General features: G+C 63.5%; 16 protein-coding genes. 11 read left to right on the forward strand and 5 right to left on the reverse strand.

Features of this window, described 5'->3' with window-relative positions:
• Positions 1 to 236: 236 nt before the first annotated feature.
• Together PMI04_RS14815 and PMI04_RS14820 are read right to left on the reverse strand one after the other, a co-directional pair.
• Entirely contained in the window at positions 237 to 1,052 is an 816-nt protein-coding gene (locus PMI04_RS14815; RefSeq protein WP_007706502.1) for a phosphotransferase, read from the reverse strand.
• Between the two features lie 120 nt (positions 1,053 to 1,172).
• Entirely contained in the window at positions 1,173 to 2,738 is a 1,566-nt protein-coding gene (locus tag PMI04_RS14820) for a YadA-like family protein (protein WP_052028039.1), read from the reverse strand.
• A 1,119-nt stretch (positions 2,739 to 3,857) separates the two neighbouring features.
• On the opposite strand from PMI04_RS14820, the gene uvrA reads away from it, so the two are divergent.
• The 8 genes from uvrA (at position 3,858) to PMI04_RS14860 (ending at position 10,934) form a co-directional block, all read left to right on the forward strand.
• Entirely contained in the window at positions 3,858 to 6,785 is a 2,928-nt protein-coding gene (uvrA, locus tag PMI04_RS14825) for an excinuclease ABC subunit UvrA (RefSeq protein ID WP_007706495.1), read from the forward strand.
• A 23-nt stretch (positions 6,786 to 6,808) separates the two neighbouring features.
• A complete protein-coding gene (locus PMI04_RS14830) occupies positions 6,809 to 7,648 on the forward strand; it encodes a hypothetical protein (protein WP_007706491.1) in 840 nt (279 codons plus the stop codon).
• Between the two features lies 1 nt (position 7,649).
• Entirely contained in the window at positions 7,650 to 8,156 is a 507-nt protein-coding gene (locus PMI04_RS14835) for a hypothetical protein (RefSeq protein WP_157178083.1), read from the forward strand.
• Between the two features lie 195 nt (positions 8,157 to 8,351).
• Positions 8,352 to 8,522 carry a hypothetical protein gene (locus PMI04_RS14840; protein WP_010336649.1) on the forward strand — a complete coding sequence of 57 codons (171 nt, stop codon included), beginning with the start codon at positions 8,352 to 8,354 and terminating at the stop codon, positions 8,520 to 8,522.
• On the forward strand, positions 8,519 to 8,797 hold the full coding sequence (locus PMI04_RS14845) for a type II toxin-antitoxin system RelE/ParE family toxin (RefSeq protein ID WP_007706483.1): 279 nt from the start codon (positions 8,519 to 8,521) through the stop codon (positions 8,795 to 8,797). The genes PMI04_RS14840 and PMI04_RS14845 overlap by 4 nt, the downstream gene beginning before the upstream one ends.
• Before the next feature lie 288 nt (positions 8,798 to 9,085).
• A complete protein-coding gene (locus PMI04_RS14850; protein WP_007706482.1) occupies positions 9,086 to 10,249 on the forward strand; it encodes a hypothetical protein in 1,164 nt (387 codons plus the stop codon).
• Positions 10,250 to 10,417: 168 nt separating this feature from the next.
• Positions 10,418 to 10,633, forward strand: a complete 216-nt coding sequence (locus PMI04_RS14855; RefSeq protein WP_007706481.1) for a cold-shock protein — start codon at positions 10,418 to 10,420, stop codon at positions 10,631 to 10,633.
• 97 nt (positions 10,634 to 10,730) lie between these two features.
• Positions 10,731 to 10,934 carry a hypothetical protein gene (locus tag PMI04_RS14860; protein WP_007706479.1) on the forward strand — a complete coding sequence of 68 codons (204 nt, stop codon included), beginning with the start codon at positions 10,731 to 10,733 and terminating at the stop codon, positions 10,932 to 10,934.
• Here the strand turns inward: PMI04_RS14860 and PMI04_RS14865 are convergent.
• Positions 10,931 to 11,566: a hypothetical protein gene (locus PMI04_RS14865; protein WP_007706477.1), complete on the reverse strand. Its 636-nt coding sequence runs from the start codon at positions 11,564 to 11,566 to the stop codon at positions 10,931 to 10,933. The genes PMI04_RS14860 and PMI04_RS14865 overlap by 4 nt on opposite strands.
• Before the next feature lie 278 nt (positions 11,567 to 11,844).
• On the opposite strand from PMI04_RS14865, the gene PMI04_RS14870 reads away from it, so the two are divergent.
• The 3 genes from PMI04_RS14870 to PMI04_RS14880 all read left to right on the forward strand — a co-directional run bounded on the left by PMI04_RS14870 (position 11,845) and on the right by PMI04_RS14880 (position 13,177).
• A complete protein-coding gene (locus PMI04_RS14870; RefSeq protein ID WP_007706474.1) occupies positions 11,845 to 12,285 on the forward strand; it encodes a hypothetical protein in 441 nt (146 codons plus the stop codon).
• 140 nt (positions 12,286 to 12,425) lie between these two features.
• Positions 12,426 to 12,626, forward strand: coding sequence for a hypothetical protein (locus tag PMI04_RS14875; RefSeq protein ID WP_007706470.1), 201 nt, complete (start codon positions 12,426 to 12,428; stop codon positions 12,624 to 12,626).
• A 179-nt stretch (positions 12,627 to 12,805) separates the two neighbouring features.
• Complete coding sequence (locus PMI04_RS14880) at positions 12,806 to 13,177, forward strand: glycine zipper 2TM domain-containing protein (protein ID WP_007706468.1); 372 nt, start codon at positions 12,806 to 12,808, stop codon at positions 13,175 to 13,177.
• Positions 13,178 to 13,246: 69 nt separating this feature from the next.
• On the opposite strand, the gene PMI04_RS14885 is transcribed toward PMI04_RS14880, so the two are convergent.
• Both PMI04_RS14885 and PMI04_RS14890 read right to left on the reverse strand, forming a co-directional pair.
• Positions 13,247 to 14,179, reverse strand: a complete 933-nt coding sequence (locus PMI04_RS14885) for an FAD-binding protein (RefSeq protein WP_007706466.1) — start codon at positions 14,177 to 14,179, stop codon at positions 13,247 to 13,249.
• On the reverse strand, positions 14,176 to 14,925 hold the full coding sequence (locus PMI04_RS14890) for an electron transfer flavoprotein subunit beta/FixA family protein (RefSeq protein ID WP_007706463.1): 750 nt from the start codon (positions 14,923 to 14,925) through the stop codon (positions 14,176 to 14,178). Before PMI04_RS14890 ends, PMI04_RS14885 begins: the two co-directional genes overlap by 4 nt.
• Positions 14,926 to 14,938 lie beyond the last annotated feature (13 nt).

The raw sequence follows: 14,938 nt of genomic DNA on the forward strand, positions 1-14,938 counted from the left end.
GGAAGGCCGGGGGCGTATCCGGATGCTGTCGGGCACTCCAGATCCTGCAAAACTCTCGCCGGTACCACGGCGCCAATGCCCGTGAACCGTCGCTTAACGCGCCGTCCTCTGGCCCGTTGCAGTGTCAGAATAATGACGAAACGCCACATTCGGATCATCGTTCGATGATCCGCCGATCAAAACCGCCGGGCGGCATGGCCGGGGGACGAACCGTCCATCCCGATCCACCAACGACATCAGCCCTCGATCGCGGGCAATCCGGCGCTGTCCAGCGCCCGCGTCAGATAGGCGGCAAAGGCCGGATCGCGCGCCGGCAGCCGGTGGCGCAGCCAGGCCAGCGCCACCAGCGCGCGCCACGCGGCCAGCGCCTCGGCCTCCATCCGCGCGGCCTTGCGATAATGGCGGACATAATAGGCGGTGACGCCATCGCGGACCGCGCCTTCCCACCATCCGCCCGCCTGCCCGGGGCCAAAGCGCATCAGCATCTCGCTGCGCACCACGTCGGCCGCCGGCGCCGCGCGCGCAGCCTTGGACCAGTCGATCACCGCCAGCCCGTCCGGTGTCACGATCAGATTGGCGGGGTGCAGGTCGCCATGCGACAGAAGGTCGCCCTCGATCAACTGGTCCAGCCGGTCGATCGCCACCGCACGCAACCGTTCGCCCACCGGCGCCATCTCGATATCCTCGGTCAGGATCGCCTTGCGGCTGCGCAGCAGCGGCACGCTCTGGCCATGGATCTGCCGCTGCAGCCGGGCCATCGCCCGCATCGCCCAGCCGACGCGATGGGGATGGCGCCAGATATAGTGGAGCAGGTTCGGTCCCTCGACCTCGCTATAGATAATGCCCTGCCGCCCGGCGACCTCGCCCAGGCCCAGCGCGCGCGGGACCGGCAGCCCGGTCGCCTCGATCGCCTGCGCCATCGCATATTCGCGGGTGATGATGCTCTGGTCGACACCGTCATGGAACAGCTTGAGCACCCGGCCCGGCTCAAGCCGATACACCGCCGCACTCGCGCCCTCGGCGATGAAGGTGGAAGGATCGGGCAGGCTCATCCCGCCAGCCTCTGCCGCAGCCGCGCCGGATTGACCAGTGATTTTCAGGACGCGCCACCCCGATCATGACGGAAAGGCGCGCCCCGAACTTTCAGCCCCTGGCTCTACCAGCTGCCGAATTTACCAGCCGAAGGTCATGCCGACCCGGCCGCCGGTCGAACCCTTGACGGTCGAACCGGCAAAGCCGCCGCTCATCCACACGCGCTCGGTGACCTGGGCCACTGCCGCGCCGGAAAAGCCCTGCTGGCCGCGATAGGTCGACAGGTTGAACGACAGGGCGAAGGTCGAATCCGGCGGCAGCAGCGTGCCCCCCATCGCCATGGCAGCGGCGATGCCGGCATTGGCCGCGCGCAGTTGCTGCTTCATGCCGACGACTTCGGTCTCCAGCGTGCCGACCCGGCCGCCAAGACCCGACAATTCGCCGACATCCAGCGCCGCCGTTGCCAGATTGCCCGCCGCATCGGTCGTCACCAGGCTGACTGCGCCCGCCTGGGCGGCCCGGCTGGCCGACGATGTGATGCCGGCGGCGGTATAGGTCGAACTGGCCGAACCCAGCGCCACCTGGCCCTGCCGGACGGTGGTGACATTGGCGCCGATCGCGATGCTATCGGCAAAGACCGCCTGGGCGCCATTACCCAGCGCGACCGCGCTCGCGCCATTGGCCGTGCTGGCATTGCCCAGCGCGACTGCGCCGTCGCCGGTGGCCGTGTTGTTGGCGCCGATCGCGACGGCACCGGTACCGGTCGCGACATTGGGATCGCCGATCGCCACCGCGCCATTGCCGCTCGCGCGATTGGCATAGCCGACCGACACGGCTGCGCCGTTGGTCGCCTGCGCGCCATTGCCGATGGCGACCGCGTTGGCGGCCGACGCGTTGGCAGCATTGCCCATCGCGATGGCATTGGCACCACTTGCGGTCGGGGCAGCACCCGATCCGTTGGCCGCGACATAGGCGGTGCGGGCCGCTGCCGCATCAGCGCTCACCTTGGCATCATTGGCGGTCGCCAGCGCGCTGTTGGCGGTGCCGGCGATGCCATTGGCGACGTTCAGCGCCTCGGTCGCGCTGCTGCTGGCGGTGCCGATCTGCGCCAGCGCATTATTGGCAATGTCGCGCGTCTCGTTGCCATAGGCGATCGCCGTATCCGCCTTCACGCCCGCCGCATCGGCAGACGCCTGCGCCGTCGCCGCATTGGCCAGCGCGCTGTCGGCGGTGGTCTGCGCGGTGGCCGCGTTGGCGAGCGCGCTGTCGGCCGTGCCTTGTGCCGCGGCCGCGTTGGCAAGCGCCGTGTTGGCGGTGCCTTGTGCCGTGGCCGCATTCGCCAGAGCGCTGTTGGCCGTCCCCTGCGCCGACGAGGCATCAGCCTTCGCGCTGTTGGCGGCATCCTGCGCCGTGGCCGCGTTGGCCAGCGCGGTGTCGGCCGTTGACTGGGCGGTCGCGGCATTTGTCATCGCCGTGTCGGCGGTGGACTGGGCCGTCGCCGCATTGGCCAAAGCCGTATTGGCTGTGCCATTCGCCGTCGCCGCATTCGCCAGCGCGGCGTCGGCGGTGGACTGGGCAGCCGCCGCATCGGCCTTGGCACCATCTGCCGTCGATTGCGCCGTCGCGGCATTGGCGAGCGCGGCATCCGCCGTGCCCTGGGCCGCAACGGCCAGGCCATTTGCAGCATTAGCATTGGTCCGTGCCATATTCGCTACATTCCGAACCTGGTCCAACTGGGCTAGATTCACCGCATCGGTTGCTTGGCTGCCCGCTGCGACATTGGTGATTTGCCTTTCGCTACCTGGCTGACCCACGGAAATAGAATTGTCCCTGCTCGCGAAAGAGAGTGTGCCAAGCGCAATGCTGTTGGTACCTCTGGCAGAAGCCCCATTGCCAATTGCAATAGAGGACACTCCGGTGGCTTGGGTATCGACACCGATCGCGACACCCCGCAATCCGGCTTGACTATTCGCGCCTAGCGCAGTTCCGAAATTTTCCGCCGAGGACTCGTTACCAACTACAACCGCGTAATTGGAGGAGACAGATTGCCCCAACTTCGTTCTGCCGACCACAACCGAAAACATTCCGCTAACGCTGGTCGCTTGGCCTATTCCGATCGACCCGACACCAGACACGTTAGCGCGATCCCCAATGGAAACTGCTCCCGAATTGGCTAATGCGTTTCGCCCGATGGTAACGGCGCCTGCTTGCGCAATGGCTTCTGCTCCCACCGCTACCGCAAAATCCTTTGCATCGCTCTGCGCGCCAATCGCAGTGTTATAAGAGCCATCAGCATTGCTCTTCGCCCCGATCGCGGTTTGATGCGATGGTCCGCTGGATTGCCTACTCCCCGCGAAAGCTCCGCCACCGATTGCTGTGCTGAAATCGTCAAAGGCAACGGCAGCATCGCCGACTGCAGTTGCATATTCACCGCCCGCGGCAGAATTCTTTCCGCATTCGGTCGCGGTACTGAATGGCGCATTGCATTCCACCGTATCGTCGGCGCGCGCCACACCGGCCGTGGCGAGCGCGCACAGGCTGATCCCCGTCGCGACGCTGCGCGACAGGCCAAATTTCTTCCTCATGAAAAAGACTACTCCTACAGACCAAAGGTGCAGTCGGAGGGGACGGCTCTCAAGCAATGCCCCGAATCATCCCCTCTTCCCCCACGAAGCGTGTCTTAATCGCGCCGAAGCGCTTCGCAAGTCATTGCAGGACGACCGGAAATCGCGCCCGCTGGCATCTTCCCCAGCCGGTTCCTATCTTCCGTAGCGTCACGGCCGGCACCCCTTGCCCCCACGGAACAAATCTGGAACAACGCCCCCATGAGTCTGACCCACATCTCCGTACGCGGCGCGCGCGAGCATAACCTCAAGGGCGTGGACGTCGATCTGCCCCGCGACAGCCTGATCGTCATCACCGGCCTGTCGGGCTCGGGCAAGTCCAGCCTCGCCTTCGACACCATCTATGCCGAGGGGCAGCGCCGCTATGTGGAGTCGCTCTCCGCCTATGCGCGCCAGTTCCTGGAGATGATGCAGAAGCCCGATGTCGAGCATATCGAGGGCCTCTCCCCCGCCATCTCGATCGAGCAGAAGACGACCAGCCGCAACCCGCGCTCCACGGTCGCGACCGTCACCGAAATCTACGACTATATGCGCCTGCTCTGGGCGCGCGTCGGCATCCCCTATTCGCCCGCGACCGGCCTGCCGATCAGCGCCCAGACCGTCAGCCAGATGGTCGACCGGGTGATGCTCCTGCCCGAAGGCACGCGCTTCTACCTGCTCGCCCCGGTCGTGCGCGGCCGCAAGGGCGAATATCGCAAGGAACTGGCCGAGTGGCAGAAGGCGGGCTACACCCGCGTCCGCATCGACGGCGAAATGTATCTGATCGAGGATGCCCCCGCCCTCGACAAGAAATACAAGCATGACATCGAGGTCGTGGTCGATCGCCTGGCGGTGAACGCCGACATGGCCACCCGCCTCGCCGACAGTTTCGAGCAGGCGCTCAAACTCGCCGACGGCCTCGCCTTTGTCGACCTGGCCGAGGGCGTGGTCCCCGGCCGCGAGGACGAAGTCCAGTCCACCGACAAGAAGATGAAGGGCGCCGGCATCCCCGCCAACCGCATCGTCTTTTCCGAGAAATTCGCCTGCCCGGTCAGCGGCTTCACCATTCCCGAGATCGAGCCGCGCCTCTTCTCCTTCAACGCGCCGCTCGGCGCCTGCCCGGCCTGCGACGGCCTGGGCGAGCGGCAGGAGTTCGACCCCGAACTGGTCGTCCCCAACGAAGCCCTCTCCCTGAAGAAGGGCGCCGTCGTCCCCTGGGCCAAGTCCAACCCGCCCAGCCCCTACTACATGCAGGTCTTGGGCTCCCTCGCCAAGGAATTCGGCTTCTCCCTCGACACCCCCTGGGCCGAGCTGCCGGGCGAAGTGAAGCTCATCATCCTCCACGGCACCGGCGGCAAGCCCGTCACCCTGCGCTTCGTCGACGGCAAGAAGAGCTATGAGGTCAAGAAGGCCTTCGAGGGCGTGATCGGCAACCTCAACCGCCGCCTGCTCCAGACCGAAAGCGCCTGGATGCGCGAGGAACTGTCCAAGTACCAGACCGCCATGCCCTGCGAGACCTGCCACGGCGCGCGCTTGAAGCCCGAGGCGCTCGCGGTCAAGATCGCCGGCGAGGACATTTCCGTCTCCACCCGCCGCTCGGTGGTGGACGCGCTCGCCTTCTTCACCGCCATGCCCGATGCGCTGGGTGACCAGCAGAACCAGATCGCCCGCGCCATCCTCAAGGAAATTGTCGAGCGCCTCGGCTTCCTCAACAATGTCGGCCTCGACTATCTGAACCTCGACCGCACCAGCGGCACCCTGTCGGGCGGCGAAAGCCAGCGCATCCGCCTCGCCAGCCAGATCGGCTCGGGCCTCTCGGGCGTCCTCTACGTCCTCGACGAACCCTCGATCGGCCTGCACCAGCGGGACAATGACCGGCTGCTCGTCACCCTCAAGCGCCTGCGCGACCTCGGCAACAGCGTCATCGTCGTCGAGCATGACGAGGATGCGATCCGCGCCGCCGACTATATTGTCGACATGGGGCCGGGCGCCGGCGTCCATGGCGGCACCATCGTCGCCCAGGGCACCCTGCCCGAACTCTTGACGCACAAGGACAGCCTGACCGCGGACTATCTCAACGGCACCCGCCGCATCGAAGTCCCGGCCAAGCGCCGCAAGGGCTCGGGCAAGAAGCTCACCGTCCACAATGCCCGCGCCAACAACCTCACCGGCGTCACCGCGTCGATCCCGCTCGGCACCTTCACCTGCATCACCGGCGTGTCGGGATCGGGCAAGTCCAGCTTCACCATCGACACCCTCTATGCCGCCAGCGCCCGCACCCTCAACGGCGCCCGCATCGTCGCCGGCCCGCATGACAAGATCACGGGCCTGGAAAATTGCGACAAGGTGATCGACATCGACCAGTCGCCGATCGGCCGCACCCCGCGCTCCAACCCGGCCACCTATACCGGCGCCTTCACCAATATCCGCGACTGGTTCGCCGGCCTCCCCGAAGCCCAGGCGCGCGGCTACAAGCCGGGCCGCTTCTCCTTCAACGTCAAGGGCGGCCGCTGCGAAGCCTGTCAGGGCGACGGCGTGCTCAAGATCGAGATGCACTTCCTCCCCGACGTCTATGTCACCTGCGATGTCTGCCACGGCGCCCGCTACAATCGCGAGACGCTGGAGGTGAAGTTCAAGGGGATGAGCATCGCCGACGTGCTCGACATGACGGTCGAGGATGCGGTGGAATTCTTCAAGGCCGTGCCGCCGATCCGCGACAAGATGGCGATGCTCGCCGAAGTCGGCCTTGGCTATATCAAGGTCGGCCAGCAGGCGACCACCCTGTCGGGCGGCGAAGCCCAGCGCGTCAAGCTCGCCAAGGAACTGAGCCGTCGCGCCACCGGCAACACCCTCTATATCCTCGACGAACCCACCACCGGCCTGCATTTCGAGGATGTCCGCAAGCTGCTGGAAGTCCTCCACGCCCTGGTCGAACAGGGCAACAGCGTCGTGGTCATCGAGCATAATCTCGATGTCATCAAGACGGCGGATTACATCATCGACATGGGACCGGAAGGCGGCGTGAAAGGCGGCGAAGTCGTCGCACAGGGCACGCCGGAGCAGGTCGTGAAGGAGAAGCGCAGCTTTACCGGGCGCTATCTGGCGCCGTTGCTTAACCAGAATAAGGCAAGTAACGTGGCTGCGGAGTGAATTAATCTGGGGGTAAGCACCGCATGTTCAACATTCACATCTTACGAGTTAAATGTGAAGGCTTACCCCAAGGAGATTTCCTTCGAGAGGCATCTAATCCTGTCGATGTAATTATCAAATCTTTCCAGTCCAAACCTACTGCAGACGTGGGACGTGGATCTGAATGGCACATAGGGAATGTGGAAGTCTTAAATGAGGGCGTCATCGGCTTTGCCATGGGCCGAACCCAAGCGGTTAAATCGCCACAATTTGATGAAATAACACATGACTTTCTTGAAGAAGAGGCCATGAGAGCGCCGTTTACGATTGGTGTATTCGATCCAAAAACTCAAACTTGCGGCATCATGCGAAAAAATGGCGTCTCGCAGAGCTCGAGCGAAATTGCTAGAAAACTTGAAAAATTACTAAATTCAGCTCCATTTGCAAAAGAATCAAATTACATCATCGTGGCAGAACCCATCCCAGACCCCGTTAATTTCATTCAAGCTATCATCAGCGCGCAGGCAGTAACGCGCTTCAGTTTTACGGTCAGCCCCCCAAACCCTCACGACGTAGACCGCCTCATTCAAGGTCCAGCCAAAGAGTTTACTAAGGAAGCTGGCGGAGAGCAGACAAAGATTGAGGTCGAAGGACCGGACTTGAATAGAGAGTTACTCCAGGATGTGACCAAGGCCGTCGCCGCTGATGGGCAGAAGGCCGCCGCGGACATCAAGCCGACAGAAGGAGGGCCTTCACGACGGGTACACCTATCAGGCAACCCCGTTGTTGAAAGAGTTACATCGGAACCTAGCCAATCTATATTTGAAAGTATGGTAGCCGCAACGCGCCGCGCCTACGCGCGCGTTCGGGGCACCGCGGTGTGACATGACGAATTTCTGGAAATGGGTTTTCAAAGGCGTAGAAAGCGCGCCGCCGGGCTACAAGAGCATCGTCAATGCGTATCTTTTTTTTCATGTGCTAATTGCACTTATTGCTCAAACACTGATCAAATCCGATCCATTCACTTTTGCGGGAAAAGCTCTTTTCCCAGCCGCATCAATATTAATCGGCATGTCGATGGCTTGGACGACAAGGGCATCCACGATTCTTCAAAGTAAGGAATTGCGTTCAGCGCTATTTAGCGCAGACAGGCCGGCGGAAGATTACGTATATGGATTTCAGTTAGCCATTTTGATTATTATAATCATGGTTACCTATGTTTCCGTAATGGCGGGAGGCGGATTCAATTTAATCGTTTTTGGAAATCCCATAGACCAATACGCGTCCGGCTTTTGGATGTATCTACTCCTAAGCATTTCTTTGAGAGAATGCTGGGGCGTAATAAATTTCACAAACATGTTAAGCATGTTGGAATATTATCGACAAAAATGACATATTACGACAATTTATTCAGAGCGACCTCATGAATAGACCGGCCCACCGTCAGTCAGCACGAACCTCAGCAGAACAAAAATCCGGCATTCAGCCCCTCGTTAACGAAGCCAAAGCTTATCCATTTTGGATCTAACACCGCAGCAGTCGCACCGTGATATAGCAATGTGGCTGCACCTCCGTTATGATTGCTCCATGACCAAGCTCACCCCCATCGAGTCCGAGTTCGCGACGACCGAGGATGCGGAAGCCCATGACGCATGGGTCCGAGCCAAGGTGGAACGTGCCCTCGCCTCCACCAAGCCGCGCATCCCGCATGACGCAGTCATGGCCAAGGCGCAGGCCGTTCTCGACAAATATAAATGACCCTGCCGGTCGTCTGGGATGACGAGGCAGAAACGGCCCTCCTGACCATCCTCGACTATATCGGCCCGCGCAACAAACTGGCAGCCGATCGCCTTTATGCCGCCATCCGGCACACTGCTGACAATCTGCCCAACCACCCTTATGCACATCGCCCCGGCCGCACGCCCGGCACGCGCGAAGCCGTGGTTCACCCCAATTATATCCTCATCTACCGCGTCGCGATCGAGGCGATCGAGATATTGACGCTCGTCCACGCGCGCCAGCAATATCCCTGATCTCCACGGCAACCGCTACGCAGGAATTGGTCTCCAGTGCGTCCAGACGGAGCCGGAGTCGAAGACGACCGTAGGGCAAAAGTGGGATCTTGCGAGTAACTCGAACCGAGACGCGGGTCTGGGTTCGACGCAGCGCACTTCAAGTACGTGAGCACCGGAACGCAGAAAGGCGCGCTTTGCAGGCCCGGATGGGCGCGCTGGTGGCCAATTCCTATTCCGCTGTCCTACACCCCGCCTTTCTGCCTACCCTTCCGGCAACGCACCCTCTTTCCCTGAAAGGGCCTTGCCATGTCCTGCGCATTTCCGCCGATCACGCCGCCCCTGCCGGACACTATACCCACGCCCGATCCGCAGCGGCGGGTCGATGGCTGGAGCCCGGCGCGCCAGCGGCGCTTCCTGGAGATACTCGCCGCCACCGGCGTCATCATGCTCGCCTGCGAAGGGGTGCGCATCACCGCGCGCTCGGCCTATACCTTGCGCATCCGCCATGACGGCGCCGCCTTTCGCCTCGGCTGGGACGCCGCGATCCTGATCGCCCGCGCCCGCCTTGCCGACGATCTACTGTCGCGCGCGATCATGGGCAGCGAGGAGACCATCCGCAAGGATCCCGACAATTACGAGGTCCGCCGCCACCGCCATGACAATCGCCTCGCCATGTCGATGCTCGCGCGGCTCGACCGCATGGCCGACAGCCCGCCCGAAGGGTCGGACGCCGCGCTCGCCCGCGTCGTCGCCCAGGATTTCACCGCCTATCTCGACCTGATCTGCCCGGCCGAGGAGGCCGACAAGGAGTCCGAACTGATCGGCCTGCCGCGCACCGGCATGGAACATATGGCCCGCCAGATGGCGGACGCCCACCTGCTCAACGGCGACCAGCCCGCGACGCCCGAACCCGTCGAACCGGAGGCAGCAACCGCCCTCGCCCCCGCCGCCTCGGTCGCGCTGTTCATCGCCGCCCGGCTGGCGCTCCAGCCCGGTGCCAAGCGCCCGCCTGTGCAGCCCGGAATCTCGCCCTTTTCTCACCAGAATGAACGGTGTGAACTTCGCCCCCATATCCACCGCGCCGACCTGCCGCCGGAGGAGGCCGCGACCCGGTTGCGCGGCGTCTGGTGGGATGAGGATCGCGAGGAATTGCGCACCGATTATCCCGCCCCGCCCGGCTTCACCGGCGACCAGAGCGAGGATTATTACGATATCGACAATTATCACCGCGCCCTGACGCCCGCCGAGGAGGCCGCCTATGCGGCCGAGCTGGAAGCGGAGGCCCGCCCCTATGAAGAGGCCGCCACCCGCGCCCGCGACGCCCGTTTCGGCTTCGCGCCGGGCAGCGAAGAGGAAATCGCCATCCTCGAATCCGCCGGCCTGATCGGGGAAGAGGAGGATGAAGACGAGGATGAAGAGGAGGCGGACGAGGCCGAGGCAATGGCCGAACTCGTACCCGCGCCGGCCTGATCCTGGCGGCATGATTTGCTATTGCGGCCGATCTGCCCTATAGGGGTCGGGCTATAGTCGCAAATCGACGGTCTTCGGCGCTTTGCGGCACCTATCTCCTTCTTTCCCTGCCCCTCTAGCCCCCGGCGGGTCCACACGGGGTCTGCCGCACAGAAAGAAGGAAATATCATGAGCAGCATCACTGGCGTCGTCAAGTTCTTCAACGCCGACAAGGGCTATGGCTTCATCGCCCCCGACAATGGCGGTCAGGACGCGTTCGTCCACATCAGCGCCGTCGAGCGTGCCGGCCTCGCCACCCTGCGCGAGAAGGACCGCGTGTCCTATGACCTGGAGCAGGACAAGCGCGGCAAGATGGCCGCGGTGAACATCGCCCACGCCGAATAATCGGCCGGCCGGGGATCGGTCGAATGATCGACCGGTCCGGATCGGGCGCCGCCCTGGCGTGGCGCCCGGCCCGCTTCCTTGTCCAAAGGAGTTTTTGATGGCCAATCCCGATTATCGTGCCCTTGCGGCACAGGCCCATGCAGATGCCGGGGCAACCAGCCTCGCCAATGTCCGCGACCGCTGCCTGCGGGCGGAAGCCGCCTGGCTCGAAATGGCCCGGCGCCAGGAAATGACCGACAAGGCCCGCGCCCGCCGCGATGCGGAAACCGCCGCTGCCGCCGCCGAGCGCCTGCTTTCCTAGACCTGATCCAGATAGATGCTGGCTGACGGCAGCAACAGCACCAGCACCAGCAGCATGACGATGTTCCAGCGCCGCGACCGGATGACCAGCAGCGCGCCGAGCAGCAGGAACAGGCTCAGCAGCGCCAGCCCCATGATCGTCTCGGCCATGGCGCTCATCGCCGGTTCCGCCGCCGCAGCCGCCCCTATTGCCAGCGTATCTGCCGCCGCTGTATCCTCCGCCGTCGCGCCCAGCACGATCTGGCCGATGATGCTGCCGACATTGGCCGCCAGCAGCCCGCCGATCACCATCCTTTTGTGCCGGTCGTACCAGTCGTCGAAATCGGGCCATTGTTCCGGATCATCGGGAAAGATCAATGTCGCGGCCAGATAATAGACGCCCACGATCGCCAGCACCGCGACCAAGGTCAGATAATCGGCCCCCATCGCGTCCCGTTCCTCGAACGCGGTCAGCCAGAAACTGGTGAGGTCGAGCAGCACGAACAGGCCCAGCAGCGGCGTCAGCCAGCCGATCCGCACCGGCTTTGCAGCCCGCTTGAGCTTGAGCGCCCGGGAGAAACCGCCCAGCACTTCGGTGATGGCCAGGCCCAGCAGCAACCCGAATGCCGCGAACACCAGATCGAAACCGCTCATTGCTTCCCCCTTCCGCATCCTGCCGCCCCGGGCATCGACCTCATCGTGCGAGCGTTATCCCGTCCAGACCCGTCGCTCGGCCTGCCCTGCGCCGCCTGCATCCTGCCGTACCGCTACGGCATTGCTGGATTTTGCCATAGCGTTTCGGATTGAAATTCGGATCGGGTAACGCTACCGCTTGGCATCTATCTCTCACACAATAAACCGGGGAGATAGCCGGGGTCGCGCCATTGGATCATCGTTTTTCTGCAAAGGAGCTGACACGGCTCCTCGGTCTCGTGTCGCAGGTCGCTCGGGACAATGACTGCTCGACCGGATCGGCCATCGCCCGGATAGAAGCCGCGCTTTCCGACTCTCCATCCCCCCCGCCGTCACGCACCTCCGTGGGCGAATTCGCCGGCCGCCTGCGCACGCTGCGTGGACGCCGCAACCAGATACTGGGTGCCAATCTGATGCGCGATCCAGCCTGGGACATGCTGCTCGATCTGGTCGCCGCGCATGGCCAGGAACAGGATCTGTGCGTCACCGCCCTGTGCCTGGGCTCCGGCGCACCGATGACGACTGCATTGCGCCAGCTCGATCGGCTCGAACAGCTGGGCTTCCTCATCCGGCGCCCCCATCCGCATGACCGGCGCCGATCAGTAGTCAGCCTCGCTCCCAGCCATGCCCCAAAGGTGGAAGCGCTGATCGCCATGTTCCGGGACCTTTCCCAGAACTGATCCAACGGCGCGGATCGGTCCGTCGGACCGATCCGGCACCCTGTCGCCGCAATCCTTCCTTGGCTGCAACGACCGGAACCGTTCACCCGCGCGGCCCGTTACCGCAATGAACGTCCCGATCATCATCCAAGGAGCATTGCATGATCCGCACCCTTATTTTCGGCGCCATCGCCGGTTATGTCGGCAAGAAGCTCTATGACGAAGGCAAGCTGACCGAGTTCAAGAGCGATCTTGTCGCGCGCTATAATGAAGCCAAGGCAAAGCTGGAGGACCAACGCCTACAGGATGGTCCCGCACCTACCGCGACATCCGCCGCCAGCGCCTCGCCGCTCGCCCATTAATCCTTCGCTTTCGGCGATACACGTTTATCGACGCGCCGCCGATTGCCATCCGCCCGCTGCGATATGCCCCTCTCAACGCAGCGGCGGGTGGCTTTTCGTTTTCTTCCAATCTCTTGGCGCAACCTTAGCGCCATTTCCGGGTTGATCCTTCGACTGGGCATAAGAAGAGGAGACACCCATTGCGTACCCCCATCCTGGCGATAGCCACGCTTGCCATGCTGCCGCTCGGCGCCTGCGCCTCGGACAATGGAGGAGGCGGCTATGGCTATGACCGGCCTGGCTACAACCGCCCGCCCGGCGATCGAGGCCGCGACCGGCGCCCGCCCCGCCACCTGGGCGACAATGACCAGATCTACCGGGACCGCGACGGCCGCTATTATTGCAAGCGGGACGACGGCACCACCGGCACCATCGTCGGCGCCATCGCCGGCGGCGTGCTTGGCAATGTTATCGCGCCAGGCGGCTCCAAGACGCTCGGCACCATCCTGGGCGGTGCCGGCGGGGCGCTTGCCGGCCGGGCGATCGACAAGAACGACATCAACTGCGAGTGACGCAGCGCTGACGCAAAAAAGGGCGTGGGGACCACTCCCCACGCCCTTTTTCTACTCGTTGACGCTGGATTACAGCTTGCCGGTCAGTTCCGGCACCACCTTGAACAGATCACCGACCAGGCCGATGTCGGCCACCTGGAAGATCGGCGCATCCTCGTCCTTGTTGATGGCGATGATGGTCTTGCTGTCCTTCATGCCCGCCAGATGCTGGATCGCGCCGGAAATACCGACGGCGATATAGACTTCCGGCGCGACAATCTTGCCGGTCTGGCCGACCTGATAGTCGTTGGGGACGTAGCCCGCGTCGACCGCAGCGCGCGACGCACCGACGGCCGCGCCCAGCTTGTCGGCCAGCGGCATGATATATTCCTCAAAGGTCGGCCCGTCCTTGAGCGCACGGCCGCCCGACACGATGATCTTGGCGCTGGTCAGCTCGGGGCGTTCCAGCTTGGCGATCTCGGCGCCGACGAAGGACGAAATGCCCTTGTCGCCGGTCGAGGCCACAGCCTCCACCGCGCCATTGCCGCCTTCCTTGGCCGCCTTTTCAAAGGCCGTGCCGCGAACGGTGATGACCTTCTTGGCGTCCTTCGACTTGACCGTGGCGATGGCGTTGCCGGCATAGATCGGGCGGGTGAAGGTGTCTTCGCTCTCGACCGACAGGATGTCGCTGATCTGCATGACGTCCAGCAGGGCGGCGACGCGCGGCGCGATATTCTTGCCGTTGCTGGTGGCCGGCGCGACGAACGCGTCATGATGGCCCATCAGTTCGACGATCAGCGGCGCGACATTCTCCGGCAGCGCATGGCCATAGGCCGCGTCGTCGGCGACATGGACCTTGCCCACGCCGGCGATCTTGGCGGCTTCGGCGGCAACGCCGTCGACACCCTGGCCAGCGACCAGCAGATGGACTTCGCCCAGCTTGGCGGCGGCGGTCACGGCGGAAAGGGTCGCGTCCTTGACGGCGCCGCCCTCATGTTCAACCCAAACGAGCGTCTTCGTCATGCTGCAACTCCCAGAGCCTTGAGCTTGGTCACCAGTTCATCGACATCGGCGACCTTGATGCCAGCCGAGCGCTTGGGCGGTTCGGAGACCTTGAGCGTCTCCAGACGGGCGGCGATGTCGACGCCGTAATCGGCAGGCGTCTTGTTCGCCAGCGGCTTGGACTTGGCCTTCATGATGTTCGGCAGCGACGCATAGCGCGGCTCGTTGAGGCGCAGGTCCGTGGTGATGATCGCCGGGGTGGCGAGCTTCACCGTCTCCAGGCCGCCATCGACTTCGCGGGTCACGTTGACCTTGTCGCCCTCGACCTCGACCTTGCTGGCGAAGGTGCCCTGCGGCAGGTTCAGCAGCGCAGCCAGCATCTGGCCGGTCTGGTTGCTGTCATCATCGATCGCCTGCTTGCCCAGGATGATCAGGCCAGCGCCCTCCTCTTCCTGCACCTTGGCGAGCAGCTTGGCCACGCCCAGCGGTTCGACTTCGTCATCGGTCTGGATCAGGATGGCGCGGTCCGCGCCCATCGCCAGCGCCGTGCGCAGCGTTTCCTGCGCCTTGGCAACGCCGATCGATACCGCCACGACCTCGGTCGCCGCGCCCTTTTCCTTCAGGCGAATGGCTTCCTCGACGGCGATTTCGTCGAACGGATTCATGCTCATCTTGACGTTGGCCAGGTCCACGCCCGTGCCATCCGCCTTCACACGGGGCTTTACGTTATAGTCGATAACCCGCTTCACGGGCACAAGGATCTTCATTTCAACATCCTCC

The sequence above is a fragment of the Sphingobium sp. AP49 genome, assembly GCF_000281715.2.
Classification (GTDB): domain Bacteria; phylum Pseudomonadota; class Alphaproteobacteria; order Sphingomonadales; family Sphingomonadaceae; genus Sphingobium.